General features: G+C 59.3%; 24 protein-coding genes. 8 read left to right on the plus strand and 16 right to left on the minus strand.

All coding sequences use genetic code 11. The features are described from left to right. Both pdxR and NKI54_RS34240 read left to right on the plus strand, forming a co-directional pair. On the plus strand, nucleotides 1–1,149 hold a 1,149-nt coding region (gene pdxR, locus NKI54_RS34235; RefSeq protein ID WP_352694225.1), incomplete at its 5' end, for a MocR-like pyridoxine biosynthesis transcription factor PdxR. Next, the gene (locus NKI54_RS34240; protein WP_352694263.1) at nucleotides 1,142–1,390 is read left to right on the plus strand and encodes a hypothetical protein; all 249 of its coding nucleotides are present in this window, start codon (nucleotides 1,142–1,144) and stop codon (nucleotides 1,388–1,390) included. The genes pdxR and NKI54_RS34240, both read left to right, overlap by 8 nt. A 448-nt stretch (nucleotides 1,391–1,838) precedes the next feature. Here the strand turns inward: NKI54_RS34240 and NKI54_RS34245 are convergent, their stop codons facing one another. Both NKI54_RS34245 and NKI54_RS34250 read right to left on the minus strand, forming a co-directional pair. Further along, nucleotides 1,839–2,894: a cytochrome-c peroxidase gene (locus NKI54_RS34245; RefSeq protein ID WP_023679673.1), complete on the minus strand. Its 1,056-nt coding sequence runs from the start codon at nucleotides 2,892–2,894 to the stop codon at nucleotides 1,839–1,841. Nucleotides 2,895–3,694: 800 nt separating this feature from the next. Next, a complete protein-coding gene (locus tag NKI54_RS34250; protein WP_352694228.1) occupies nucleotides 3,695–3,994 on the minus strand; it encodes a DUF982 domain-containing protein in 300 nt (99 codons plus the stop codon). Nucleotides 3,995–4,554: 560 nt separating this feature from the next. Between NKI54_RS34250 and NKI54_RS34255 the strand changes: the two genes are divergently transcribed. Then, nucleotides 4,555–5,025, plus strand: a complete 471-nt coding sequence (locus tag NKI54_RS34255) for a Ros/MucR family transcriptional regulator (protein WP_352452644.1) — start codon at nucleotides 4,555–4,557, stop codon at nucleotides 5,023–5,025. A 227-nt stretch (nucleotides 5,026–5,252) separates the two neighbouring features. Here NKI54_RS34255 and NKI54_RS34260 read toward each other — a convergent pair whose 3' ends face one another. Then, nucleotides 5,253–5,465 (minus strand): cold-shock protein, encoded by a 213-nt coding sequence (locus NKI54_RS34260; RefSeq protein ID WP_023679670.1) that lies wholly within the window; start codon nucleotides 5,463–5,465, stop codon nucleotides 5,253–5,255. Between the two features lie 346 nt (nucleotides 5,466–5,811). Here NKI54_RS34260 and NKI54_RS34265 point away from each other — a divergent pair, with 346 nt between their 5' ends. The 3 genes from NKI54_RS34265 (at nucleotide 5,812) to NKI54_RS34275 (ending at nucleotide 10,415) form a co-directional block, all read left to right on the plus strand. Continuing rightward, the gene (locus tag NKI54_RS34265) at nucleotides 5,812–6,066 is read left to right on the plus strand and encodes a hypothetical protein (protein WP_352694230.1); all 255 of its coding nucleotides are present in this window, start codon (nucleotides 5,812–5,814) and stop codon (nucleotides 6,064–6,066) included. 957 nt (nucleotides 6,067–7,023) lie between these two features. Then, nucleotides 7,024–8,448: a M16 family metallopeptidase gene (locus NKI54_RS34270; protein WP_352694232.1), complete on the plus strand. Its 1,425-nt coding sequence runs from the start codon at nucleotides 7,024–7,026 to the stop codon at nucleotides 8,446–8,448. A 509-nt stretch (nucleotides 8,449–8,957) separates the two neighbouring features. After that, nucleotides 8,958–10,415 carry an NAD-dependent succinate-semialdehyde dehydrogenase gene (locus tag NKI54_RS34275; protein WP_502898308.1) on the plus strand — a complete coding sequence of 486 codons (1,458 nt, stop codon included), beginning with the start codon at nucleotides 8,958–8,960 and terminating at the stop codon, nucleotides 10,413–10,415. Nucleotides 10,416–10,899: 484 nt separating this feature from the next. Here the strand turns inward: NKI54_RS34275 and NKI54_RS34280 are convergent, their stop codons facing one another. From NKI54_RS34280 to NKI54_RS34305, 6 genes are all read right to left on the minus strand, one after another. Further along, entirely contained in the window at nucleotides 10,900–11,229 is a 330-nt protein-coding gene (locus NKI54_RS34280) for a hypothetical protein (RefSeq protein ID WP_352694236.1), read from the minus strand. A gap of 16 nt (nucleotides 11,230–11,245) precedes the next feature. Next, nucleotides 11,246–13,249, minus strand: coding sequence for a class I tRNA ligase family protein (locus NKI54_RS34285; RefSeq protein ID WP_352694238.1), 2,004 nt, complete (start codon nucleotides 13,247–13,249; stop codon nucleotides 11,246–11,248). 335 nt (nucleotides 13,250–13,584) lie between these two features. After that, nucleotides 13,585–14,364, minus strand: a complete 780-nt coding sequence (locus NKI54_RS34290; protein ID WP_352694240.1) for a phytanoyl-CoA dioxygenase family protein — start codon at nucleotides 14,362–14,364, stop codon at nucleotides 13,585–13,587. Between the two features lie 506 nt (nucleotides 14,365–14,870). Continuing rightward, nucleotides 14,871–16,175 carry a lysine N(6)-hydroxylase/L-ornithine N(5)-oxygenase family protein gene (locus NKI54_RS34295; protein WP_352694242.1) on the minus strand — a complete coding sequence of 435 codons (1,305 nt, stop codon included), beginning with the start codon at nucleotides 16,173–16,175 and terminating at the stop codon, nucleotides 14,871–14,873. Nucleotides 16,176–16,426: 251 nt separating this feature from the next. Then, entirely contained in the window at nucleotides 16,427–16,690 is a 264-nt protein-coding gene (locus NKI54_RS34300; protein ID WP_352694244.1) for a hypothetical protein, read from the minus strand. 774 nt (nucleotides 16,691–17,464) lie between these two features. Further along, nucleotides 17,465–17,629 (minus strand): hypothetical protein, encoded by a 165-nt coding sequence (locus NKI54_RS34305; RefSeq protein WP_352694246.1) that lies wholly within the window; start codon nucleotides 17,627–17,629, stop codon nucleotides 17,465–17,467. Nucleotides 17,630–17,779: 150 nt separating this feature from the next. Here NKI54_RS34305 and NKI54_RS34310 point away from each other — a divergent pair, with 150 nt between their 5' ends. Beyond that, complete coding sequence (locus NKI54_RS34310; RefSeq protein ID WP_502898309.1) at nucleotides 17,780–18,457, plus strand: OmpW/AlkL family protein; 678 nt, start codon at nucleotides 17,780–17,782, stop codon at nucleotides 18,455–18,457. Between the two features lie 1,023 nt (nucleotides 18,458–19,480). Here NKI54_RS34310 and NKI54_RS36645 read toward each other — a convergent pair. Next, entirely contained in the window at nucleotides 19,481–19,594 is a 114-nt protein-coding gene (locus NKI54_RS36645) for a hypothetical protein (RefSeq protein ID WP_502898306.1), read from the minus strand. 276 nt (nucleotides 19,595–19,870) lie between these two features. Continuing rightward, nucleotides 19,871–20,116 carry a helix-turn-helix domain-containing protein gene (locus NKI54_RS34325; RefSeq protein ID WP_352694248.1) on the minus strand — a complete coding sequence of 82 codons (246 nt, stop codon included), beginning with the start codon at nucleotides 20,114–20,116 and terminating at the stop codon, nucleotides 19,871–19,873. A gap of 115 nt (nucleotides 20,117–20,231) precedes the next feature. On the opposite strand from NKI54_RS34325, the gene NKI54_RS34330 reads away from it, so the two are divergent. After that, the gene (locus NKI54_RS34330; RefSeq protein WP_352694249.1) at nucleotides 20,232–20,507 is read left to right on the plus strand and encodes a DNA -binding domain-containing protein; all 276 of its coding nucleotides are present in this window, start codon (nucleotides 20,232–20,234) and stop codon (nucleotides 20,505–20,507) included. A 9-nt stretch (nucleotides 20,508–20,516) separates the two neighbouring features. Here the strand turns inward: NKI54_RS34330 and NKI54_RS34335 are convergent, their stop codons facing one another. From NKI54_RS34335 to NKI54_RS34355, 5 genes are all read right to left on the minus strand, one after another. Beyond that, complete coding sequence (locus tag NKI54_RS34335) at nucleotides 20,517–21,011, minus strand: DUF2285 domain-containing protein (protein ID WP_352694251.1); 495 nt, start codon at nucleotides 21,009–21,011, stop codon at nucleotides 20,517–20,519. Nucleotides 21,012–21,069: 58 nt separating this feature from the next. Then, nucleotides 21,070–21,327, minus strand: a complete 258-nt coding sequence (locus NKI54_RS34340; protein ID WP_352694253.1) for a transcriptional regulator domain-containing protein — start codon at nucleotides 21,325–21,327, stop codon at nucleotides 21,070–21,072. Between the two features lie 33 nt (nucleotides 21,328–21,360). Next, nucleotides 21,361–21,987: an acyl-homoserine-lactone synthase gene (locus tag NKI54_RS34345; RefSeq protein WP_352694254.1), complete on the minus strand. Its 627-nt coding sequence runs from the start codon at nucleotides 21,985–21,987 to the stop codon at nucleotides 21,361–21,363. Between the two features lie 91 nt (nucleotides 21,988–22,078). Continuing rightward, nucleotides 22,079–22,807 (minus strand): LuxR family transcriptional regulator, encoded by a 729-nt coding sequence (locus NKI54_RS34350; RefSeq protein ID WP_352694256.1) that lies wholly within the window; start codon nucleotides 22,805–22,807, stop codon nucleotides 22,079–22,081. A gap of 453 nt (nucleotides 22,808–23,260) precedes the next feature. After that, on the minus strand, nucleotides 23,261–24,223 hold the full coding sequence (locus tag NKI54_RS34355; protein ID WP_352694258.1) for an aminotransferase class IV: 963 nt from the start codon (nucleotides 24,221–24,223) through the stop codon (nucleotides 23,261–23,263). Between the last annotated feature and the right edge of the window lie 792 nt (nucleotides 24,224–25,015).

A 25,015-nucleotide genomic window follows, 5' to 3' on the forward strand; every position in this document is an offset into this window, starting at 1 on the left:
GATTATCTGCCGACTGGGCTGAAGGTCGATTTCCGCTATGGCGACCTGGCGTCGTCAGACTTCCCCGCATTGGTCTGGAAACGTGCGATGAACGAGGCGATGGCGCAGCGCCCGTTGCGTCTTGCCTATGACGATCCTAGCGGCTCGCGCCGGCTGCGCCAAGCGTTGCAGGGCTATCTCTGGCGCGCCCGAACCCTGAGCTGCGACCTCGAGCAGATCATCATCGTCAACGGTTCGCAGCAGGGCCTCGATCTGTGCGCGCGCCTGCTTCTCGATCCCGCCGACAGCTTCGTCATAGAGGATCCGTGCTACAGGATGGCGCGTCAGGTCTTTGCCAGCACAGGCGCCTCGCCCGTCCCCGTCACCGTCGACGAGGACGGGATGAAGACGGAGTTGCTGGCGGGGATTGGTGCACGACTGGCCTATGTCACGCCATCGCATCAGTTTCCGTTGGGCGGCGTCATGCCGATCACGCGCCGCCACCAGCTTCTGGAATGGGCGCGGCACAACAATGCCTACGTGATCGAGGACGACTACGACAGCGAATATCGCTACGACATCAATCCGGTCCCTCCGCTGCACAGTCTCGAGGACCACGGGGCTGTCATCTACCTCGGCACGATCTCCAAAACGCTCTCGCCGATGCTGCGTATCGGCTACCTCGTCGTCCCGCCGGAATTGCAGGAGGTCTTCGCAACCGCCAAACAATTCGCGGACCGGCATTCGCCGGTAGCTGAACAGGAGGCTCTGGCCTCTTTAATCGAGAGTGGCGGCTACGAAAGCCATGTGCGGCGCGTGCGCAGGCTGAACGGCGAGCGTCGGGAGACGTTGTTGGGCGCCTTGCGGCGCAGCTTCGGCGATCGCATCGCTGTCCAGGGAGCAGAGGCCGGTCTGCACGTCGTCGTTTGGTTCGACGAACTGCCGCGATCGCGGGAAACGACCCTGGTCGAAGCCGCCCGAGGCGCGGGCCTGGGGCTGCACCTGATCTCGCCCCTTTACGAGCGGCAATCGGACGAAGGCCACATCGATCGCGTGGGGCTTGTCATGGGCTATGCCGCCTTGAGCATTCGGCAGATCGAGAAGGGCGTTGAGATCCTGCGAGCGGTTGTCAAGCAGGTGCAAGACGCGTTGCCGGGACACGGTGGCTAAAAAGGGCGGGACGTGGCGTGCTGGCGAGGAAACCGACCCTTGGGCTGAACCGCATTTCGTGCAAAGCCAACTGGACTGGGTAAACGCCATGCAACTGGCGCTGTTGATCAGGCCAGTTTGGCGGCAGATTTTCGTGCGAGACGAATTTCCGAGAGCGATGCATAACCGGCAAGGAAAGCTGCTTCACATCCATATCGCGCCCGCTGCCTTTTATGAAATGGAGGATCTGGCGGAGGCGTAGCTTGTTGCCGGCCGAGGCGGGCTCGAGCACCCGCAAGAGATAATCGACGATCTCTACCAGGCCTTGTCCACGGCCGAATGATGGAATTATCCAGCGCATGGTGCGGCATGCACTATGCCGATGCCAGAAGATCTGGACATGGAGGACGGAGTGGCTGCCCCTTCGCCCTAAGGGGGCCGATCACTTCGGCGCGCGGCAATTCGGCCGCCAGCGCGATGGCCGGCCGCCGCGCGGTATCGACAGCGCGCGAGCCTCATGCGTCAGACGCCTTCCTTGGCATGTCGCACGCCAGATCCCAAACATGATTCCATCGCAACGAGCTGGTGACGGAAGCAGTGTCTGCACTATGGAAACGAGCCATTTGCGTTCTCATGGACGTCGCGACTCGTCTCGTCCAGTAAAAGTCGCAATCATTGTCAATTGCGATGTTCCGCAGTCAGCTGGCCGTTTATTTTCCTAAGATCTGCGTTATAGGCCGGGGTGTTGTCGCCGTTTCGGCGGGTAAGATGGGATAGGCGACCTCGGGTGCCTTTCCGGTCAGCGAGTTGAGGAAGGCAACAAGCAGGTCGACTTCTTCGTCCGCCAGTACCACGCCAAGCTGGGTGGTTCCCATGATGGCAACGGCCTGTTTCAGATCCCAAACCTTGCCCGAATGAAAGTATGGCGCGGTGAGTGCAACGTTGCGCAGCGGCGCCACGCGGAAAACATAGGAATCGTCGGCTGCATTGGTGACCGCAAATCGGCCCTTGTCTTTTTCCGGCAGGACCTCGGCGCTGGGCTGTTCCACGAGGCCGAATGGGTAATAGGCTTGCCCACCAACGTTGATACCGCCATGGCAGGACGAGCAGCCTTTGTCCATGAAAAGCGCCAGGCCCTGTTTCTGTTCGGAAGTCATGGCGGCGTCATCGCCATTCAGGAAACTGTCGAAGGGGGCCGGCGTGACCAGTGTCGCCTCGAAGGCTTCGATTGCCTTGGCGAGGTTGTCGAAGGTGACCCGATCGGCTTCAGCCGGAAAAGCTGCATCGAACCACTCGACATATTGCGGCATGGACTTGAGCGTGGTGATGACTTGGCCCGGTGTATTGGCCATTTCGATCCCGGCTTGGACCGGTCCCTTCGCCTGAGCCTTCAGGTCTTCGGCACGACCATCCCAGAACTGGGCGATGTTGAAGACAGCGTTCAGTACAGTCGGCGCGTTGCGCTGTCCCTTCTGCCAACCATGGCCGATCGAGGTTTCGTGATTGTCGTCGCCGCCGGTGGCCAGGTTGTGGCACGAGTTGCACGACAAGACGCCTGACGCAGAGACGCGTGGATCGAAGAACAGTGCCTTGCCGAGAGCGATCTTTTCCGGGGTGATCGGGTTGTTGGCGACTGCCGGAGTGGTGGGTGGTAAAGCCTTGAAAGTGGCCATTGCCGTTTCTCTGAGGTCTGCGGGGATCGAATCCGCAGCAAAGGCGGTGGCCGTCAGCAAGGGGACAGCCATCGTACTGAATAGGATTTTCATAAATGATCTCGCTGCGTCGTGCACGCAGCCACTCTGGGATATGCGGCTCATGAACGCCCTGCGCTAGATCAGTTGCGGGAGAGGACCGGGGGTCTGACACCTGTTTTTGCGGCAGAGCTTGGACCGTCCCGGAATTGAACGCTCTTCTCGATTGGATTTTGGGAGGCGGAGGATCGCTGCTCGGCAAGCGGCGGCGCCGGAGCCGTGCTCCGGTTCTCTCTGCGCCTTCAACTATGAAGAAATCGGGGCCACCGTGTCGGATTCGGTTTGGGGCCGGTTATCTGTTCCGCAGCAGGTCCTGCTCGACTTCCGCCTGCCTTCGCCAGATCGACCTTGGCCCAAATCGATCCGCGATAGTGTCTTGTAGCACCTTTGCGGGACGATCTTATTTCGACTGTAGAGGGCCGTTTGGGGTGAGCAGAATTACACGAATTTCAGAGGCGCCCGAGTAGCTGTTTTAATTGGCTTGTAGGCCTCCATAGAGCGAATATTGGCAGACGACGGAGCACAATTTTGGCTTCGTTTATCATCTTGCTTCGATGGGACAACTGCTTTGCAATCATTACACGGCAATTTACCATCATGAATTTGAGAACCAAGTCCCACGCAGTGATTTTCACACCGGAGGCGTTGCAATCCTATCGCGAGAAGCTGATTTACAAATACAACAAGATGATTAACATCGCCATAGCGCCGCAAAATATTGTTTGTTCGCTACACTACGCTCCAGATGCCGGCGAAATCTCGACACAATAACCTCGTCGGCGTACCCGCTCCAGCCTCACACACGACTGCGGCGCCTATACTTGCGCTTTTCCACTGCCCGTGCAGGCAGCGAGCCATTGCATCGCCGAGGTTGCATCTTCCAATATGGCGACCTGTTTCGCAAAGCGGAAAATAGCCTTGCGCGCTGCGCTCGCAGGTTTTCGTCCGTTGTATGCATCAAAGCACGCCCTGAGGGCGGCTTCGTAGATCCGGTCTCTGCGATCTTCTGGCCATTCGTTGAGAAAATCGATAGCATCCGCAGGACTGGCAATCTCTTGCACGATGTGCGCTGCACGCCTTACGAAAAGTGGGCTGCTGAAAGTCCCTGAGCTCATTCGTTCCTCCCGACCTGCTGAAACCACTAGTTTTGCGTGAACAGGCGCCTCCTCTACACCCGCCCACCATTGCGGAATGTGTTGTCACAGCGATAGCGGTTCAATAGCAAAGCAGCGGCGTGATGTCCTCGGTTTGCCAGCGGGTCAATCCCTAACATCCTGCTGCAAGAGCGGCTCACCGGATGAATCTAGATCGTTTCGACCATTGCGAATCAACGCTTGATAGTTCCTCCACGCGCCACCAGGAAGCGGCCACTGCTCTGCCATCGATTTCACAGCCAAAAAGAGAATGGCGAAACAGGAATAGCCCGCTTCGTTTCGAGATTACTGGTCATTTTGGCGCAAAGCTTACGGCCGAGACGCGCCTGAAAATGCGCAAGCACCGCGGCAGGTCGCCAACAACGGAACGCATCAACGGTCATGACGGCGCGATACTGCGCCATAGATCTCGCTGGACGAGCATCGCAATAATCCTGTCGAGACCTTGGTTGCTTTCAGCGGAGACCGCCACTATGAAGCGACGCTTCGCCGACTGTGTTTCACGCCGCCTGGAGAGTTTCATGACAGAAGAAGCCGAAAAAAACATCAACACCCTCATCGAGCTCACGGCCGATGTCGTCTCAGCCTATGTCTCCAACAATCCGATCCCGGTGGGGGATCTCCCTGCCCTCATCGGCCAAGTGCACGCGGCTCTGAAAGGGACGGCGGAAGGTGTCTCTGCAAAAGAGCCGGTTGCCCTTACGCCTGCAGTCCCGATCAGGAAGTCGGTGACACCGGACTACATCATCTCCCTTGAGGACGGGAAGAAATTCAAATCGCTAAAGCGCCATCTGTCGACCCACTATGGGCTAACGCCGGATGGCTATCGGGCCAAATGGGGCCTGTCGGCGGATTATCCCATGGTCGCGCCGAACTACGCCGCGGCGCGCTCGTCATTGGCCAAGACAATGGGGCTCGGCCGCAAACCGAAAGCGCCGGAAGCGCCGGAGCCGGCGCCGACGAAGCGAACCCGCAAGAAGGTCGCGGCTTGATTTCGGCGATGGAGATTCGTTCTGGAGCGTTGCAGCCATCGGCTTAATCTGCGCGTCATATCGTCATATAAAAAGGCGGGGCCAACCCCGCCTTCCTTTTTTGTTTCATGAGGAATTCGCGACGCCTGCAGCAATCTGCTGCCCTCAGTTTTTGCTCGCTCCTATCGAGCGGCCGTGAGGACCTCCGGACCTACGCGCCCACTCTTGCCAGGACGCAGGAGAAAATTTCAACCAGCTTTGCTGAGGCTGCCAGCGGAGGATTTGCCGGTGCGGCGATCCTGCTCGATCTCATAGTTGATCTTCTGGCCGTCAGCGAGGGTCGAGAGGCCCGCGCGTTCGACAGCGGAAATGTGGACGAAAACATCCGGACCGCCATTGTCGGGCTGGATAAATCCAAACCCCTTGGTGCTGTTGAACCACTTTACCGTTCCAGTAGGCATATACGTGTTCCTCCTTAACAATTGCAACGTCGGGCAGGCCATTAGGCCTGCCTGACTCATAGCCGAGACTTGGGCGCAGCAAAAAGCGAAAAATTGTTAAGCCCCGATCAGCTGGCGCACTCCATTTTGGCCGTAGTCGCCAGCAAGCACTGTCCTACACTACCGCTCGAGCATGGCCGGAAGCGCCCGATCCTTCCAACGCTCCTCAGCGCCACGTCTAGGGCTGGTGCTTGGAGGCACGGGACGTAAGGCCGACCGCTGCTCGTGCCGCCAGGTCAAAGGCCGGGTAGTTCACGGAGCTACCTTCGTGCATAACGGCTTGGCAAGCGCTTGAAGGAGTTTCGAATTGGATTGTTTCAAGAGGGTCGAGGGGTTGATCGATGCCACCAGCGTGGAAGCGATCGATAACGCGCGCGTTTTGCTGGACCAGTTCAAGGGCAAGTCAGAAATAATCGCCCAAGCGATCGACGACTTCCTACTTGATTTCATGACCATGCTGTTTGTGGTAGAAGCTACCCGCGAGCGGTTCCACAATCCGGCGAGGCGGTTGGCGCGTATCAGATTGAGCAGGATCAGGCTGTTACTCACCCGATGCTCTTGACCTAAGGGACCACGCCGCCAGGGATGCGTTTGCAGCCGCAAAGAAGGCAAAATCTGTTCGCCGGCAAACCGAGCACAGCCAGTCGGTATTTGCGCAGATGAATTCGACCGCGACCGCCAAATTCTCCTGTTTGGTACCCAGCGACGACGGCAAGCGCGGACAGCTTCCGTGCTGCTGTCCTCCAGCGACAGACGTGCCTGCATGCCCCTCTACGGCGAGCTCGACGGTTGTTTCTTACGTTGACCAAGGTCCCGCACAAACACTCCCCTTTCCCGCAGCAACTCATCAGGCTCAACGGCCTCGCGGCAGGCGCATTACGCCAGAAGCGCGCGACCGCATCGTTTTTTCCCGCCCGAGTCCTACGATCTTCGTTTTCCAGCGCCTCGCGGATATCGCCCAACTTGCCGATTTTTGGATCAGATCCGTCCTAGCGCGCGAGCAGGCTCCGGGTTCGAGTTGGCTGGGCTGCTCACGCCTCTGCCCTTCAGCATCGACCCGGTCTGGCTGTCGAGGACAGGGTCCCGCTGGGGCGACCAACATCTCCATTCTCACCGTCAGTGCAGCGGCCATTCGAAGCGCATCCTATACCCCTCCCCGGCAGCGCGCCCAATCGTCTTCCGAACGAAGAAGATATTCTCAGCCGCGCGCGTCGCGTTCGGCCCTGTCCGATGTCCGACAATGTCGGATGCGCAACATGGCAGAGCCCTATTTGTCCACTGCCTCGAACGGTTTTCTGATCTGGCACGGTGCATGCTTGGTCATCCGCAAGGCGTCGCGGACCAAGGAGAATCCCGTCCCATGATCACCTCACCGAGAAATACTCCCGCAGGTCTCCTGGGTCCATCCAAAGATGAGGCTCGAGTAAGGCCTGGCCCCGTGAAGAGCTTATTCATCTGGCTCGCCGCTGCCCCCCGATCCTCCCACGCGGGGAGACGGGGACGCAGCGACTTCATCAAAATGAGGAACAAATCACTTTGCCTCGAACCTTGCCTTTCGACCAGCCACCACCACAACCGCAGCCATCGATCGTCCCCCTGGCTGCGCAGGGCGTTCATTGCCACCGCGCTGGCCCTGGTGACGACCGCTCCGGCTCTGGCCGCCACCGACGGCGGGAAGGTGACGGATTTCCTGCTCGACAACGGCATGGAAGTGGTCGTAATCCCCGATCACCGCGCGCCGATCGTCACTCATATGCTCTGGTACAAGATCGGCAGCGCCGACGAGCCACCCGGCAAATCCGGTCTTGCCCATTTCCTCAAGCATCTGATGTTCAAGGCGACGACCAACCACGCCGCCGGCGAGTTCGACCGAGCCGTCTCAGCGATCGGCGGCTACAATAACGCCTTCACCGCCTATGACTACACCACCTTCCTCGAGACGGTGGCGCCCTCGGCATTGGGTGAGATGATGGGCTTCGAGGCCGATCGCATGTTCAACCTCATCCTCAACGACGATGATATCAAGACCGAGCGCGACGTGATCCTGGAGGAGCGCCGTTGGCACAGAGAGACGAACCCGCATGCTCTGCTGGAGGAGGAGGTCAACGCGACGTTGCGGCAGAACCAGCCCTACCGCATTCCGGTCATGGGCTGGATGCAGGAGATGGAGAAGCTGAACGGCACCGACGCATTCACCATCTACAACAAATACTACCGACCGAACAACGCCGTGCTGGTGGTGGCCGGCGACGTAGAGCCTGAGACGGTGAAGGCGCTGGCCGAGAAGACCTATGGCAAGGTTGTGCGCGGGCCGGACCTGCCCCCGCGCCACCGTCCGGTCGAGCCGGAGCAGAACACCAGGCGCACAGTGACGCTGACCGATGCGCGCGTTTCGGTGCCGAGCTTTTCCACTCAATGGGTGGTGCCGTCCTATCATACGGCAGAGCCCGGCGAGGCCGAGGCGCTCGACCTGCTGGCCGAGATCCTCGGCGGCGGTAACCGCAGCCGGCTATATCAGGAGCTTGTCGTCAAGCAAGGCATAGCCTCGGCGGCCGGCGCCTCCTTCCAGGGCACCATGCTAGACGACACCAATTTCACCATCTCCGGCTCGCCGCGCGGCGATGCAAAGCTCGTCGATCTCGAAGCGGCGGCCGTTGCCGAAGTCGCACGGATCGCCAACGATGGCGTCACCAGCGACGAGCTGGACAAGGCCAAAGACCGCTATATCCGCTCGGTGATTTTTGCGCACGACGAGCTGGACCACATCGCCAACATTTATGGCAAGACGCTCACCACCGGTGGCAATGTGAAGGACGTGCTCGAGAGGCCGGACCGCGTCCGCAAGGTCACCACCGACGAGGTCAAGGCGGTCGCCGCGCGTTATCTGGTGCTCGACCATTCGACCACAGGCTATCTTTTGCCGCAGCAACAGGCGGGGAATTGATCATGAGCTCCATCCCCATGCAAATGCGCCGGCCGGTCTTCCCTCGGCGCGCCTTCGCCCCCCTGTTCCTCTCCATCCTCTTTCTCATCTTGCGGGCGCTCGCCCGGTAAACGGGATCTGTTTAAAGCCGCGAGGAGCGGTTTTCGCGGGCCTTGCCAGGCATTTGCCGGTTCAGGCGTCATTATTGGGGTGCGCTCCTCCTCAGGCCAGCCTCTCTTCGAGTGGATAGAGTCGCCGATTCGTGGTCCGCAGATTGTAGGCGCAGGCCACCAGCATCCACTCCGCGCGGCTGGCGAAGCCGATGTCCGTTGTTCAATCGTTAGACTAGTAGAACCGCGAGGCATCTTCTAGCGTATTCAGGTATTCTCCCTTTCCAGTCGGGTACCGTGGTCTACCAGCTGTCTGGCCGAGGCCCTATAAGGAACCCGGACCTCGCGGAGTACACACCGCACCTGCTATATATACCTGCTGCGTTGAGGAGGAATCCGGTATTGCCCCTGTGCCTGCCGATGATCCGTCACCTGAGATCCCCCGACCTGTTTGGACCCATTGATCGCCTGCCGGCACTTGGCACGCGGACTAGCGAGCGGACATTCGAGGTCCTCAACCCGTCGACTGGCGAAGTGCTGGCAGAACTACCCGACATGGGTGTCGAGGAGACATGCGCTGCGATCGACAAGGCCTATGTCGCGCAGCCTGGATGGGCAGGGCTGACCGCACGTGAGCGCAGCGACGTTCTATGGCGATGGCATCAGTTGATCATCGACCACGCCGACGATCTCGCCGCGATTCTCACCGCGGAGATGGGCAAGCCGCTTGCCGAAGCCAAGTCGGAGATATCGCATGCTGCGGCGTATCTGCAATGGTACGCCGAGGAGGCCAATCGCGTCTATGGCGAGACGATCTCAGCACCATCGATGGACCGCCGAATGCTGGTAATCAAGCAGCCCATCGGAGTTGTTGGCACGATAACGCCATGGAATTTCCCGGCCTCGATGGTGGCGCGCAAAATCTCGCCAGCCCTGGCGGCGGGCTGCACGATCGTCCTCAAGCCCGCTGAACAGACGCCCCTCGTGGCGGGAGCAATGTTCGCCCTCGCCCATCAGGCTGGCTTTCCCGAAGGCGTCGTCAACCTGATCTATGCGTCCGAAGGTGACGCGGTCGGTCGCGAACTTTGTACCAATCCCAAGGTCCGCAAGATCAGCTTCACCGGGTCGACTGAGATCGGGCGCCTTCTCATGCGCCAGTGCTCGGACCAGATCAAAAAAGTCAGCCTTGAGCTCGGCGGCAATGCACCTTTCATCGTCTTCGATGATGCCGACATCGACGCCGCGGTTGACGGTGCGATCCAGGCGAAGTTCCGCAATGCCGGCCAGACCTGCGTTTCGGCGAACCGCCTTTACGTCCAGTCGGGCGTTCACGACGAGTTCGTCGAGAAATTCGTGCAACGGGCTCGCCACCTTCAAGTTGGTGACGGTTTCGCTCCCGGAGTGGACATCGGACCGCTCATCGACAAGCACGCTTTGGCCAAGATCGAATCCCATATTGCCGATGCCGTCGCCAAAGGCGGCGCAATTCGATGCGGGGGCAAACGCATCGGCACGAATGGCACGTTTTTCCAACCGACAGTCCTGACCGGGGTCTACAGCGAAATGACCGTCGCGCAAGAAGAGACATTCGGGCCGCTGGCACCGATTATTCGCTTCAAAGATGCGGATCAGGTCGTGGGTGAGGCCAACGACACGATCTACGGCCTCGCGGCCTACTTTTATGCCTCCAACCTGAAGCGTGTCTGGCGTGTGGCCGAGGCCTTGGAATATGGAATGGTCGGGGTAAATACCGGCCGGATGTCTTCAGAAGCGGCGCCGTTCGGTGGGATAAAACAGTCCGGCATCGGGCGGGAGGGATCCCGCCATGGCCTCGAGGACTACCTAGAAATGAAATATCTCTGCATGGGCGGCATCTGAATTTTCGGCTTGCAGGGTTCACAGACCGGGTAACCTAGCGAGCGGTCTCCAAATATGTGAATTGTAGGATCGCTCCTCGATTGGGAACTGAGGGGCGGCTCCGTACCCGAGCAAACACGCCATCCTGAAGGAGCACCCTGGCTGGACTTATCTCTCGACGAGACAAGCGTCTGCATTGTCGGCGAAGAGGGCGTGCATGTGACGGAGGATACGCTTGCGAGGGATTTGGCGGCCCTCGCCGACTATCTTCAGGCGACGGGCTGTCTTTGCGCGGGTCTGGTTGGAAGCTTGTGCACCATCGCGATCGTGAACGCTGGTTGTGCGCAATACCCGGTTTCTGGGGGCAGAATTTTGAACCTGCTACCTTCCGATTGTCAGTAGCTCAGTTGTTCTTCGGCCGACTGCCGCGCCAGTACAGGCTCGGACAGAATCGAAGATACCATCAGGCAGGCATTCGCATTCGACATTTCCGGTGATCGGCGCACTATCCAGGGCGCGCCAGGTTGACCAAGCGCCTCGAACCGCATGACAGTCTTGACCGGCTGGAGGACGGAAATCCCGCGATGCCGAAGAGGTTGGTCAGCGCAGTCGAGCCCACACGGCACTTGCGGCGCGAAACAGCAAGGGCTGGGAAGCAATCGGCCGAGCGGTCCTCGAAGGCGCGGGCCAGGGTGTCGACGATGCGTTGGTTCAGGTCCGCCAATCTGGTCTTTATCGTCTGATAGCGGCTTCGGTCGCCAGTGACAGCGTAAGGATATTTGGCATCATCGGCTTTGATTGCCGCGCAGATCTGGTCGAGATTGGGATAGCTCACTGGTGCGCCTTTGGGCTCACAGTGCTTCCTCCTCGTCGAGATGAGGATTGCCGGATTTGGCGTAGAACACCAACACGGGTCCGAGATCAAAGCGCGTCCCGGGCGCAAGGCGCTGGACGGACCGGGGCCATGTTTCGGTTGAGACGCCATCGATGCCTCGCGCCAGCGTTCTGGCGAATCGGGGCATCAGCGGAGCGAGTGTCGGTGCCAGGATCGCAGCGGCCGTCGTCTGAAGGGCTAGCGAAGTCCGATTGCGGGCGGGATAGAAACGTCGCGCCGCCGCATAGTCTTGCGCCCGACGGTAGATCACGCAATCGCGCACGAAATCGCAGACCTGAGCGGCCGCGCGCCGGACCGAGAAGCCTTCGTCCGAATAGGCGCGTTCCATCGCCGCGCGATAGATCTCTATCCGAGCAAAGAAGGCGCGGTCGGCCGGGCTCCAGTCGCCTGCATCGGGGACACGGCCGCCAAAATCCTGCTTGATTTCCTGGTTCAACGCATCAAGCCAGTTCAGCCAAATCCCTTGGAACACCTCGTTCTCGGTGCGGCGCAGCGCGTCCAGCGTGAAATCCGTCCGCTCACCTTCCGGGCGCGTCAGGCCCAAATGGAGGCGCACGACGTCGACTGTCTTTGGGCTCAGAACCTCCTTGCCCCAGACCGCATGGCGGCAGCTGGTTGAGAACTTCTTGCCGTCGAGCAGGTAGAACTCGTTGACGTGATAGTGGATGCGTGGCGTCCAGTGGGAGAAGACCTCGGCGTAAAGAGCGGGGTAGAGTAGCGCGTGGTAGAACGAATTGTCGAAGCCGAAGAAATGGACAATCTGCCAGTCGTTGCCGGGCATCTCCGCCTTCCAGTCGCGACCCAGCAAGCGGCCGAGCGCCTGGATGTTGTAAAGAAAACCGAAGGCCATTTCCGGCCAGACCCAGATCACTTGCCCCGGGAACCCTTCGGCCGGCAGGCCCCAGTCCGAGGGGTGGGTAATGGGCACTGAAAAGTTGCCGCGTCGGCGTAGGCGCGCGAAGAGATCCAAGATCCGTAGCGGGACGCCCGACGCCCTTAGATGCCGGTCGATATTGTCGTAGCATCGGTTCACGGCAAGTTCCGGGCGGCGGACGGAGCCGACCAGCGGCGCCTCGGCAGACTGCCGTGACCGGGCTGCACCCAAGTCGTGGCAAAGGTTTGGGGCGCCGCATTCCTCGCAGATGTTGCCACCGGCGGAGCCGCCGCAATCGGGGCAGAGGCCGCTAACATCCGGCTCGTAAAGATAGTGGCCTGTCACAGCATCGAAAAGCGCAGGGCTCTGGCGCAGATCTACCGCCGTGCTGCTCAGAAGACTGCGGAAACACGCGGCTTGAAACTCGCCGTAACCGTCATCGCCCATTGTGGGTTGGAAGCTGTGGACGTCACAATCGAAAAGTGCAAGCGTGGCGCGAATCTCGTCGGCGTAGTAGTGCGCCACGTTTGCAGGCGTCGATTGATCGGCATCGGCGCGTGTCGTGACGTAGCTCTGGTTGTCATCGCTTCCAGTGAGGTGATATGCTTCGACTCCCTTCATGCGCAGGAAACGAGTATAGACGTCGGCGCCGAAATAGGGGCCAGAAAGATGTCCCAGATGCAGATCGCCATTTGGCGTTGGCGGCGTGGAGAAGACGAAGATCGGCCCGCGTGGAGCCGTGGTCTTTGCAGCGGCATCAAGGGCGGCCTCGCCGTCTCGCCAGTAGACATCGACGAAATTTAGGTCTTCGTCCCCATCGTTGCGCAGCACATGCGCTTCAAAAGGGTGGAACAGAACGACATCGCCCGCCTCGACCGAGATTTCCCCACGGTCGGTCGTGACCTTGCCCGCGCCAGACAGGACCACGAAGGCCTCGATTTCGTCGTGCCGATGGGGCTCGGATGTAACGCCCGGTCCAACCTTTCCGAATGAAAACCCCGTGCGAGCGCTGCCCGTTCCAAGCGTGGCCGTGTCGATACCGAACGCCCGCGACAGCTCCGTTCGAGAAAACGTGTATTTGCGCATGACGAACCTAAGCTGTTGAAGCAGTGGGATCTTCGGCTGCCAACGCAACAGCCTCTTGTGTAAGTTGCGCAGAGAAGCGGCAGCCCAACCCGTTGGCGGCCCCGGCCAGAATAATGCGGCTCTGGGCCGCCAGGCGGGCGACGAGGGGGGCGCCAGTCGGGCTGTAGGCGTCATAGAAGACCGCCCTGCGACCACCTCCACAATCCACGTGCCGAAGCGTCGTAACGGGCTGCGGTCGATGCTCCGCGAGCCCGCAAATCAGAACGCCATACTCTCCGCGCATTTTTGAGCGGCCGATCAGTTTCGTGTGCATGCCTCCGCCTTGCTGCGTGAGCTCAATCGCGATAAAAAATGCCATTTGGGGGCTTGAGATTGTCGAGATCGGCCACTTTGCCCTCGGGTGGGTTAAGGGCGCGCTTAAGCACGTTATATTCAGCGCGGGTCGGTCCACCGGTTGAAGCACGCTGGAACACCAAGTAGAGTGTCCGCCGCGAACGATTGCTTTTGTTCGGTCGTGAGTAGTGCGGTGCGTAATCGTCGAAGATGAAGATGTCGCCAGCCTTCCATACTACGGGTTCCCAGGAGAACATTTCGGCGACTTGAGGATCGATCACCCCGCCGGCATCCATGGGAAACACCCCCTTCTTGTGGTTGCCGGGGCTGAAGAAAAGCCCGCCGTTTTCCGGGTCGGAGTCGTCGATGCCTATGGCAACCACCGCATGGACCATCCGGTCGGGGAGTTTGTGTGGAATGTGATAAATGTCCTGATGCGGGAGATAGCCGCCGCTGTCTGGGTAGTGGAAAATCAGCAACTCCTTGAGCCTGCGCGAATCTTCGCCAAGCAAATCCTCGACCGCTGACTTTATGCGCTGATCTTCTAAGAGCAAACGACGCAATGGATCATGGAAGTCGAGAAAATTCTCGATCTTGGAGATGATCTTTCGATTGTCCGTCGTCTTCTCGAACCACATGAGCCATTTATCATCGCTGACATCCCAGCGTGACATATCTTCGACAAAAGTAGAGATATCTTCCTGAGCCGCGGGAGCGAAGAACCTTTCGAGCCTGACGTAGCCGTCTTTCTGCCACTTTTCTCTTTGTGCATCAGTCAACATGCGAAAAGCCTCCTGTTGGAAAGACTGGTTGGTCGGACATCCCAATCAGGGCAGTCGGGCGCTGGTCAAGTTGCGGGTCCACGGAGACGGACTCACGTCGTGTGGGACGGCGATGCTAAGTGCGTTCCGCTCCGGCGGATATTGTCCGCAGAAGCTCGGCGCGAGACTGCTTATGTCAGGCTCAGCCGGGTCCAGGGGTTCCGTAAACTGGGCCGGATCAATCGCTTCACCCGGTCCAGCCACGACACGCATCGCTAGAGGCCGGCACCATCCGCTGACCGCCGACCCAGCCATGGCCGCCAAGACCACGGCGCTCTTTCGAGTGAGCGACCTGGCACGGTCTTGACAACCGTAGGGGAAATGCACGCGCCCAGAATAATGCGATGCGGCGCTTGGTCCAAGGGCTTGTTCGGTCACGATGATTTCGGAGAAGCCTCCGGCCTTCGCCGCAGCGGAGGAGGACATCATTCCTAGGATGCCACCGCCGATGATCAAAAGTCTACGAGTCATATCCCGCTGCCCATTTCTTCGGCTGCGGGGGCGGGCCAGCTCTCGATCGAGGTATGGCTGATGAAGCCAGGATGCTCGGGGTTCGCGCATGGCGCGCGCCCAAGAAGGCTATCGAGGATGCGGCGCGCGCGCCAGGCCAGCAGGCTTAGGTTCGGATCGGCCAGGCCGCGCTGCCCGAGGCTCGCGTTTTGTACGAAGATGCGTCTGTCACGCGGTCCGTCCCAGCTCACCGAAAAATCCTCGCGAATAGCTAATTCATTGTCGATCTGCTCCAGCCGGTGCGCGATGGGTTCCAAGAAGTCTGGCACCGCGTTCTCGTAACCGGTTGCCAGGATGACGATGTCAGCCGTGACTTCTTCGACCTCGACCATGCCGTGCTGCAGGGTCAGCCTGTGACCCGCGCCGGCGTTGATGCAGTGCGAGACGGTGCAGCCCGGCCGCAGTGTGATGTCGGATCGGTTTGGCTCGAAAAATGCGTGGCGGTACAGCGCCTGATAGATCGCGCGCAACGTGCTTTCCGAAATGCCGTCCGAGGCAAGCACGAAACGCCGCAGGAGCAGCTTACGCTGCGACTCGCTCATCGCCGCGAAACGATCCGAAAAGCAGGGCATGAACAACTCGTTTGTGAACGGGCTGTTGTCCAGAGGCAGATAGTTTTCGCGCTGCGAGACCCAAGTGATCGAGGCAGGCCGCCGTTCTTTCGGCAGGCCGACAAGGTGCAACATCACCTCGGCTCCCGACTGGCCTCCGCCAACCACGCAGACATGCTTTCTCCGCACCTCGGGATGGATGTGCAGTAAAACAGATGAGTGGAACAGGTTGCGTCCAGTCCAGCCCTGAAACTGAGGCGGAATTTGCGCCTGCTTGCCAATGCCGACCACGACGTTTCTGGCGCCGAGAACCGCCTTATCCGTCCGCACCCGAAACGCGCCGTCAAAGCGGATTTCGTGCACGGTCTCGCCGCGACGGACAAGTGGGTTCCTGTGGAAGGCCCAGTTCAGGTACTGCTCAAACTCAGCTCTGAACACAGCCTCGAACTGTGCGTTTAGGAAGTGGTACAGACGCCCGTTCTCGTACAGGTAGTTTACGAAAGTGTAGGCTGATCGCGGATTCACCAGCGTGACCAGATCCTTGAAGTGGCTCACCTGGAGCTCTGAGGAATCGAAAGCGATGCCTGGATGCCAACGGAAGTCGACTTGCCGATCCAGGAACAGCGCCCCTTGCCCAATTTGCTCGTGTATCTGACACGCAAGACTCAAATTAGACGGCCCAGCACCGACTCCGATGCAAGATAGCTCCACTTGCTTTGCTCCTATAGGTTTTTTCCCACTCGGCGGGCTGTTCGCGGCGAATATCGGCCACAGCGATTGGGCTCCCCCTCGCGGGCGTTTTCGAGCCCCGGTGCCGACCGGATTTGCGAGAATTGTCCTGCGCGTTCGGGTTGTCGAATGTAGACCCGAGCATTCCAGCGCGGTGACAATCGACGGGTCATACCGGCTACGTGGGGCAACGACGTATGTCCTTTCCGCCCGTCTGGATGCCCGCGTCGCCATCACGCGAGACGCTTTCCAAGCCCATTCAGGTGTTTGAAGCCGGCGCAATCGCCCGCCTCAACCATGGCGCGCCGGCCTTTCGGCGGCTTGATGGCAGGCGAGAGCGCGGTTTTCACTGCGGCGACGGCATTTTCAGTGCGCATGATCATGGAGGAGGTCTCGCTGATGCGTTCGCAGAACCCCATGCATGGGCCGTGCCAGAGAAGGAAAACTTTATTTAACAATGGGTTGGCTGATTTGCGATCCTGTCGGAAATCCGACATTGAAGGACGCCTCACGGCGGCGCTCGATTTGCACGTCGATGTCGCCTTTTTCCGAATAGCTAATCGGGCACTTTCTGCACCAGAATACTTCTCTTATGGAGACCAACACGACGTCTTCATGAACGGACAGTGCAGAACTTTGTGTCTCTGCCGGACGGATCGCGATATGCCTTGTTCATCGAGTCGGCAGTTGCAAGAGCTGCCAGATCCTTCGCCCTGTCGTGCCGTTGCGCTGGCTCGATCCCGACATCCTCCGAGGCCGCGATCATGAAGAGTGACGCAATCTCATGTCCGCCGCGAGGCCTCTCTCATGAGGAAGCAATTCTCTATGTTGGTGTCGGATCGATGCTCTTGATGAGATGGTTGCGGATGGGCGCATGCCCAGACCTGAGCGCATCAATGATTGCGCGATCTGGGACCTTCACAACTGGATTGTCGAATCTCTGTAAAGATAGCCGGAAGAGAATTGCGTTATGACCACTCTGCCGGTCCAAAAGCACGACGCCATTCGGTCCCTGCAACTCACTCCAGGCGGAGGATGAGGCCGCAAAGCAGTCTTTTGCGCGCCCACCGGTGGGCCAGGATGGAGCCATCGTAAACGCAGCTATTCGATGATCGCCGCCACGGAGTCTTCAGGTTGTGCCGCGCCCGATACCGGGGACGAAGTGGTCGTCGATCGCCCCGTCGCCGATGTTGATCCGAAGCTCGGGAAGCTTCGCGGTGGAGCTTCACTGCTTATTCCGCAGTGCCCACCGAGTGGCACAGGAGGTTCTATCAGGCGGTCACGGCTGCGTTCGTTGTCGGATCTTCGACGATGTCGGACATGAGACACAGCGCCATCAGGGTGATCGCATTGTTATGAAATGATTTTCTCATTTGGCACGACACCTGCAGCGCAGTCCGCAAAACGCGCTGCGGCACGGAAAGAGGAGAAATCATCTCATGATCATGCGCGCCGAACCTGCGGTCGCAGCCGCGAGCAAACTGGGCATGAGCGCTCCGCCAATATCAAGCAATTCGAGCAAAATTTTTCGTAATTCAGTGCACATTTCTGAAGAGCAAGGAGAGAATATCATGGCGAGAAACCAAATGCGCGCGGCGCGGGGAGTAACAGCGGCCGTTGTCCTCATTGTGATGGGACAGCAGGCCGTCGCGGCGGACCTTGCGCAAGCGAGCGTCCCGCAGGCGGGAGCCTCGGTCACGGAAGCGCCAAGCCCTTGGCAGATCCGCCTGCGTGCGTTGGGGGTCGTCACTGAGGATTCGGGCTACGTCAATGCAGTGCCCGGCTCCGATTTTTCGTATTCGAACACCGTGACGCCGGAACTCGATATCTCCTATTTCTTCACGGACAACATCGCCGCCGAGCTCATACTCGGCACCACCTATGCTAACATCGGGGGCCAAGGTACGATCGGCGGGCTGGGCAATATCGGCAAGGTTTGGCTGCTGCCGCCCACGCTCACATTGCAGTATCATTTTACCGATTTAGGCGCGTTCAAGCCCTATGTAGGCGCCGGCGTGAACTACACGATCTTCTATAACCAGGGTGCCGGCAGTGCCGATGCTCTCAAGGTTAAGAATACGTTCGGCACCGCGCTGCAGGTCGGATTCGACTACATGGTGGATCAGCACTGGGGCGTCAACTTCGACGTGAAAAAGCTTTTCCTCAAGCCAGACTTCGACGTCACGGTCGACGGCGCGAAGCTGACGGGAAAGGCGGAGCTCGATCCCTGGTTGATAGGCGCAGGTGTCACCTACCGGTTCTAACAACGAAAGGTGAAGGCGGCTGCTGATCGCCGATCGGAAATAAGGGCGCCTCGTGCGCCCTTTTTTACGGTCGTCCCTGCACGGGCGACACTTGAAGAAGCCGTTGTCGACGGGCGGCCGCCCTCCTCCAGCGGACCAAGAAGGTACCCCTGGTCAATGCGGCCTCGACTAACGCCTGAAATGGACGTGCTTAGATGCGCTTCGAATCAGGATGGTTGTTGGGTATTGTTGATGGACTGCCCGGCATCAGTCTCCCGGACGTCATGTCATAGCTATGCGCCTGCGTAAGGCGAGCACGGACCTCCCTCGACGCCGACAAGATGCCTTGTTCAGCCATGCGACAGCTGCTGTTCTTTTGCTGCAGGAGCGGTGGCTGGCGCCCCGTGGACGCATTCCTCGGCAGGCCAAGGACTGCCTTTGCCCTGCCCCATGATGGCTTGACCCCATGGCACGGTGCCGGCTCCAGTTCGGCAATGATGCGGTCGGTGATCTCCTGATAGAGGCTTGCGCCCGGGCGCCCAACCTTGCCTGCGCCAGCCTCTGTGCTGGCGGAACGCTTGCTGTTTGCATGCATCGTCTCATCCTCCGCTCGCCAATCGCCGCGCCTTTCCCCGGAAGCGGGGTGGGCGGCGAGTCGCGACCGGAAAGGCCCGCCGTGGGAGGCGGACCGCATCCGAAGGACCGGAACGAAGAGGAGGACCCTGAGCGGCACGCGAAGGGTTGCGGGCTGCCGCGGCGGGCCTAAGAAGGGAGTGCCGCCCACCCCGCGCCACCGGGAAAGGCCAACAGACAAACCGCGCCGCCCGCAAGGGCGGCGGCCGTCACAGCCCGAAGGGCTGCCCGCGCCAAGGGGCGACGCCGAATGGCCGAGACCGCCTGAGCTTGCCGAAGAAAAGCGGGCTCGGTTCACGAGCACCTGGTGCGCGTCGCCAGGCGCGCGGGTGCTCCTGTCAGCAGCATGAAATGCCTGGAAAACCTTCTGGTCGAGTCTCCTCAACCGCGGTTTCGTCGCTGCTTCCAGATTTATTCAGAATGAGGGTCGAGTAAATCGGCCGGCTCGATTCCGAGCACTCTGGCGAGTTTTGCCACCGTATCAATGCTAGCGCCATAGACCGAGCGCTCAAGTTGCGCTGACATATGCTCGTCGACGCCAGCCTCATGGGCCAGCGCTTCTTACGACAATTTCTTTTTTGGCCATGCCTACGCAGATTGCGGGCAAAGACCTCTCGGATTTCCATGCACGAAAAGCCACCCTATTGTCGAGGATTTCACCACGGAGGATTCTCTACAAAAATCAGAGACAACAAAGGGGAGCGGCTGCACGGCATCACTTTAGCGAGGCAAATCCCGCTGATCCGTGAACTCAAGGAGGTAAATCGTGAAGTTTGGCACCCAAACCAAGCGCAACGCGATCTACAGGTCACGAGAGCGACGCATTTGTGCCAGAAGCTCGCAAGGATCGATATCGAGAGCCTCGGTAAGGTCGAGAAACTCAATTACGTCCAGCCGACGTTCACCACCCTCGTACTTGGCCACGAAGGATTGTGGGCGGCCCAGCATATCAGCAAGCTGGGTCTGGGTGACCCCTTTGGTTTTGCGCGCCGCAATCAGCCGTTTTAGCAGCCGGCGCTGGCGAGCTGATCGAAGGGATTTCGGCATCAGACGAACCGGCCAAGAAGGAACCGGCTCACCGACTAATCCCAGTTTCGGATTATCCCATTTTAGGATATTGTGCCGTGCGCGGGCGCGGAATAGGTCTTAGGCGAGACATGAAATGGTAGACAGATTGTTCCAATCTGCTGTTGCCGACGAGGTCCCATGGGCGGAGAGCCTGACGGCTTACGACGATGCGCACTTCACGATATATTTGAAGCTTTTAGACGCATGCGCCGGCAATGCCAGCGAAGAAGAGATGGCGCAGGCGATATTGGGCATCGATCCAGTGCAAGAGCCGGCTCGCGCCCAAAAGGCGGTTCGCAGCCATCTCGCGCGCGCCCACTGGCTGGTGATCGCGGGGTACAAAGAGCTGTTCTCTGGCCAAGATGCCTAGTGACGATCGCTATAGAAGAAACCGCTTATACCCACCGTTCATAAGCGAGCGCCCGCGTCTGACTGCACGGCGGACGCTGTCGCGAAGATGGTCACCGGGGTCGGCCCAGTCCTGCTCGACGCGGGCTCTGCCGAAGAGGGCAAGGCCGATTTCGCGGTGTGGTGCGCCAGCGATGGAGCCGTCGAGCGCACGCAACACTCGGCGCAACCGCGAGCAACGGGGCTCGGTCGGAAAGAATCTTGGTTGCAGCCTGCCGGTCGAACGGAGGCTGTTCAGACATTCCAGCGCGTTCAGGCGTTGCTTCAGTTCCTCTGGCGACCAGAGGACGGAGGATGTCAATCGTACAGGTTCGAGGATGCTGACGCCTGAAGCAGCCAACTGGAAGCTCCTGCCATTGTCCTCGACAAGGACGTGCTGATGCCCATGCCGCGTGACGAGTATGGAGATGCGGCAGGAGTGCGCGGCGAGATCGAGCACGTCGACCCCGCGCGGCCGCGCCGCCATTTCGGCAGCAACCGGCAAAACATGCGGACATTGGCAGGGGCACCAAAAGACGGCCGCATCAGTTTCTTTTGAGCTTGCAAAACAAAAGGCCCCACCGCGAGAGATCAACAGTGTTCGAAGGCAGGCTGATAATGTCCACGGACCGGGCGTTCGTGCATTCGGCACCGCGTAGCGCGTTCGCCAGATCCTTCTGGAAGTCCGGATTGCGCCTGAGGAATTCCCAGGCCCAGCCTCGGCTGGTGAGCTGCTCGACATAGCCATAGTCACCATCATCTTGCCTGTCCGGCCAGGCAGGGCCAGGTCTTGTTTCGTCCATTTCATCATTTCCAGAAAGGGTTGGATTCCAGGCTCAGGCGATCTTCATGACCGGTGTCCACAGTACCGGGCCCTTGAGTCCGCCATTGCGATGGAGGGCTTCCAAGCTCTCTGTTGAGACGTCGAGATATCCGGCAACGGCGCGTGTGTTGCCTATTGTTTGCGGATCGGACAGCCGTTCGAGTGGCCAGCCGGCGCGACGCAAGATCCGCTCTATGCGCAGATCCGTTACGGTAACGATGCTGCGCAGACCACGTGACAACCCAAACTCGACCATCCCGGCAAACAGCTCGTAGGTGCCAACAGCGATACCCGCCTGTTTCGGCGCGGAAGGCGGCAGATCAAGCGCAAAACGGCTGCTTTCCCAAACCCGCGGATCTTCCGGCGCCGAACGGTCTGCAAGGAGAGCGCAGAAGCTGTCGCGCAGCATCGTCGGTCCGGTGGTCGGCAACAGGCGCACGCAACCGTCGATGCGCCCGGTGGGCGCACGCAGCAACAGGTAGTGGGGACGAAGCGCGTCGAACGGATCGACCTCATAGCCGCCGCTGAACGAAACGTCCCAATCAAGTCGATCCCTGAAGACGCGATACCGCAAGCGGTGCATCTGCTCGAGCTCGTCGCTGAACTCAGCGTAGCAATCCGGCGTGATCAACTGCATCATGATGGCCTTTCTCCCTCGCATGGATAACACCTGCGATTGAAGGCAAAGGCCGGAGTTGATACAACCTGTGTATGTGCCCAGGTTTCGGAGATCAGGTGAAGAAAGATGGCCGGGATAGTGCAAGCCGAACAGCTGCCTGAATAGCCGTCTTCACGCCAAGCTTCTTCCTAGCGTTATCCCGATGATAGGCTGCGGTGTGCCGACTGATTCCCAAGATGCGGCCGATCTCCCACGCAGTCTTTCCGCGAGCCGCCCACTTCAGACACTCGATTTCCCTTCGCGATAGGGTAACGCCATCCACGATCCTGCCGTCGGCCAGCTTGCGACAGGCATGAAGATGGAAGAAGATCGCGATGAGCTCGAGCGCGCGGTCATATCGGTCGATCACGCGGAAGAACAGTGGTTGCCTCTCATCGGAGGCGAAGGTCAGTGCTGCAAACAGGCCGCCGCTGTCATGGATCGGGATCGTGAAGCCGCAGCGAATGCCGAATTGCGTCGCCTCATCCATCAATTGTCGCTGCTGCGTCGATAATTCGAGATCAGCACCGTGCGCATCCCAGTTGAATGGTTCCTGACCACCACGCGCCTGATGGATAACCGGGTCAATCTTTTCATACCGACTGTGAAGGTAGTGAGATGTCCAGGATTGAGGGTAGGTGGAAATCAGGCGCACCTTGCGGCCCTTGCCAGGCGAAGGGAAAAGATAGGCAAAAGACGGCAAGTCGAGCGAAGAGGCAATCTCGCCCAGAGCGTTGCGCAGGTCCGTCGCGTCAGCGCTGTCTGCGATCTGCTCTACAAATCTATGAAAAGCATTTTGCATAGCTAAACTGCAGTGAGTTCTGGCCCCTCACAAAGGAGCCAAGACGGGCCGGCCAATGCGCAGCCATTCAGGGTTGAAGGCCCGGCCGGAGACTGAGCTCCGTGCCGGGCCATGCGCCTTGGGAGGGCGATACGTGCTTCGACGGCGCTGTTATCTAGGTCGGTATGCGTCGGAGCGCAATTCGGCCTGAAGCCCTTCGAGGAAGCGTTGCTATAGCGCGATAATCTGGCAGAGACGGCAGCGACTGATACGGCACAGATGTCGTTTCGTCCCATGCACGGGCCGGCCCACGTCCCATCGTTGCAACCAGTGACCCGCCCCTGCGACGCTCTCTAAAGACCATGGAAGAAACTACCTGTTTTTCTTCCTAGCAGTTCATCTGCGTTGATCGACTTTTGTTTGCCTCCCTGAGGCGGAGAGGAGCCGGCATCAGCAACGTGTGAAAATCTTGCATTAAACTAAGGCGGAAACTAAAGTAGACCAGCTAGGATCGGCGTGCTTCTTCCAATAAAGGCTAGTCAATTCCCGTGTGACAGATCCGACTTTTCCGTCTCCGATCAATGCGGCATCGATTCGCGTCACCGGCATGATCCCGCCGGCGGTGGAGGTGATGAACACCTCGTCCGCAGCTTTAATCTCGCCGGGCCCGATATCGTCGGCCATGGCGGACATGCCAAGTTCACTGCAGAGGTCGAAAACAGTCTGGCGCGTTATGCCGGGTAGGACGCTGTGTGCCGGGGTCCTGAGACGGCCATCCTTGACGGCGAACACATTGAAGCCGGGCCCCTCAGCAATGTTGCCGTTAGTATCGACGATTAACGCTGTTTCCGCGCCATAATCGTATGCCTCGAACGACCCCTGCACAAGGTCCAGCCAGTGGCAATTCTTGATCGCCGGGTCAATCGAGGTCGGGGGAATGCGCACAGTGTCGCTAATTGCGATGTGCAGGCCGCGCTCGAGTTGCTCCTTGTTAGCGACCGACCCGAATGGCAACGCGAAAGCGATGAAGCGGTTCTCGGCTTCGCGAGGGTCACGGCTAAAAGTTGACGATGCACCACGCGTGCAGATCATGTCAACATAAGCGGAGTTATGTCCCGATAGGGAGACACAGTTCGCAAGGATTGCCGCAATCTCGGCCCGATCATAGGGCAGTTTCATGCGCAGCCGCTTCATGCTCTGGAAGAAGCGGTCGAGGTGCTGGTCGAGCCTAAAGAACCGACCGTCCCATACGTGGACGGTATCGTAAGTAACGTCGGAGTGTAGAAACCCCCAGTCCAGAACGGAAATCTTGGCTTCGGACATCGGCAGATACTGTCCGTCCATGAAAGCCACACCGTTGGGGTATTGCCGGCGGTCTCGGTGACGCTCCTCGACGACCGGCAAATCCATTGTGGGTTCGGTTGCTGCAAGTGTCATTTCTCAATCCTTCAATCCGTGTTGGGTTGGCCGGTCCAGGCACCCGGTCATCCTGCAGCCCCGCGTTGAAGGCGCTTCAGCCTTCGCAGGTCGTCACGTAGAGTGTCGGTACAGTTCCCCTAACTCGGACGCGATATAAATTCCCAGCCTGTCCACACCGGCAGACTTAAGCCAATTTGTTCCGCCCAGACGTGCAAGTTGGCCGCGCAGAAGTAATCGCAGTCTCTGCGCATAGAATGCGATCAAAAAGACGCTGCACACGCAAAACGCGCTTCAAAAGAGTGCTCGGGTTGATGAAAACGCATCAATCGGATTCTGCAAACAAGAAAATTGAATACAGCTTGACGACCGCCAATATGACGCGAGATCATCATGATCGACAGCTCCTTCCGCGTTTGCCAGCACGCTCTCCAGCCCGATGCGATCCTGCTCGCGGACTGCGCCAACGACAGCAATGTCATTCGAGTGCTGGCGGCAGAACGCAAGACATGGGCGACATCCCGTCGAGGAAACCCGGGCAGGCAGCTTCCCGTTCAGCGCATAGGTCTATAAGCGGCGCTATCTCGTCGAACGATACTTCAACAAGCTGAACACTTCCGGCGCTTCGCACACGCTTCGATTGCAGACCATCCGCTATGTTTCATGTCTCTCGCCGCCGCAATCATCTGGAGCCGATGATTGTCGATTGGTCTAGCAGGCTTCTCTGATTGGGGTCGGTGAGGTCAAGCGTTTCCTGTCTTTTTTCCGGACCATGTCGCCCCGCGGGTCACTCGCTTCTCTTCGCGGTCGGCG

Source organism: Mesorhizobium sp. M0663, from assembly GCF_040320585.1.
Taxonomy (GTDB): domain Bacteria; phylum Pseudomonadota; class Alphaproteobacteria; order Rhizobiales; family Rhizobiaceae; genus Mesorhizobium.

Excerpts from the sequence above, each read along its gene's own strand:
- NKI54_RS34260 (WP_023679670.1), bottom strand. The coding sequence starts at position 5,465 with ATGCCTACTGGAACGGTAAAGTGGTTCAACAGCACCAAGGGGTTTGGA.
- NKI54_RS34270 (WP_352694232.1), top strand. The coding sequence starts at position 7,024 with ATGAGGAACAAATCACTTTGCCTCGAACCTTGCCTTTCGACCAGCCAC.
- NKI54_RS34330 (WP_352694249.1), top strand. The coding sequence starts at position 20,232 with ATGGTAGACAGATTGTTCCAATCTGCTGTTGCCGACGAGGTCCCATGG.
- NKI54_RS34250 (WP_352694228.1), bottom strand. The coding sequence starts at position 3,994 with ATGAGCTCAGGGACTTTCAGCAGCCCACTTTTCGTAAGGCGTGCAGCG.
- NKI54_RS34305 (WP_352694246.1), bottom strand. The coding sequence starts at position 17,629 with ATGATTTCTCCTCTTTCCGTGCCGCAGCGCGTTTTGCGGACTGCGCTG.
- NKI54_RS34325 (WP_352694248.1), bottom strand. The coding sequence starts at position 20,116 with ATGCCGAAATCCCTTCGATCAGCTCGCCAGCGCCGGCTGCTAAAACGG.
- NKI54_RS34275 (WP_502898308.1), top strand. The coding sequence starts at position 8,958 with ATGATCCGTCACCTGAGATCCCCCGACCTGTTTGGACCCATTGATCGC.
- NKI54_RS34285 (WP_352694238.1), bottom strand. The coding sequence starts at position 13,249 with ATGCGCAAATACACGTTTTCTCGAACGGAGCTGTCGCGGGCGTTCGGT.
- NKI54_RS34300 (WP_352694244.1), bottom strand. The coding sequence starts at position 16,690 with ATGTCGGATTTCCGACAGGATCGCAAATCAGCCAACCCATTGTTAAAT.
- NKI54_RS34335 (WP_352694251.1), bottom strand. The coding sequence starts at position 21,011 with ATGGCGGCGCGGCCGCGCGGGGTCGACGTGCTCGATCTCGCCGCGCAC.
- NKI54_RS34310 (WP_502898309.1), top strand. The coding sequence starts at position 17,780 with ATGCGCGCGGCGCGGGGAGTAACAGCGGCCGTTGTCCTCATTGTGATG.
- NKI54_RS34255 (WP_352452644.1), top strand. The coding sequence starts at position 4,555 with ATGACAGAAGAAGCCGAAAAAAACATCAACACCCTCATCGAGCTCACG.
- NKI54_RS34345 (WP_352694254.1), bottom strand. The coding sequence starts at position 21,987 with ATGATGCAGTTGATCACGCCGGATTGCTACGCTGAGTTCAGCGACGAG.
- NKI54_RS34355 (WP_352694258.1), bottom strand. The coding sequence starts at position 24,223 with ATGACACTTGCAGCAACCGAACCCACAATGGATTTGCCGGTCGTCGAG.
- NKI54_RS34290 (WP_352694240.1), bottom strand. The coding sequence starts at position 14,364 with ATGTTGACTGATGCACAAAGAGAAAAGTGGCAGAAAGACGGCTACGTC.
- NKI54_RS36645 (WP_502898306.1), bottom strand. The coding sequence starts at position 19,594 with ATGTCAGCGCAACTTGAGCGCTCGGTCTATGGCGCTAGCATTGATACG.
- NKI54_RS34340 (WP_352694253.1), bottom strand. The coding sequence starts at position 21,327 with ATGGACGAAACAAGACCTGGCCCTGCCTGGCCGGACAGGCAAGATGAT.
- NKI54_RS34245 (WP_023679673.1), bottom strand. The coding sequence starts at position 2,894 with ATGAAAATCCTATTCAGTACGATGGCTGTCCCCTTGCTGACGGCCACC.
- NKI54_RS34350 (WP_352694256.1), bottom strand. The coding sequence starts at position 22,807 with ATGCAAAATGCTTTTCATAGATTTGTAGAGCAGATCGCAGACAGCGCT.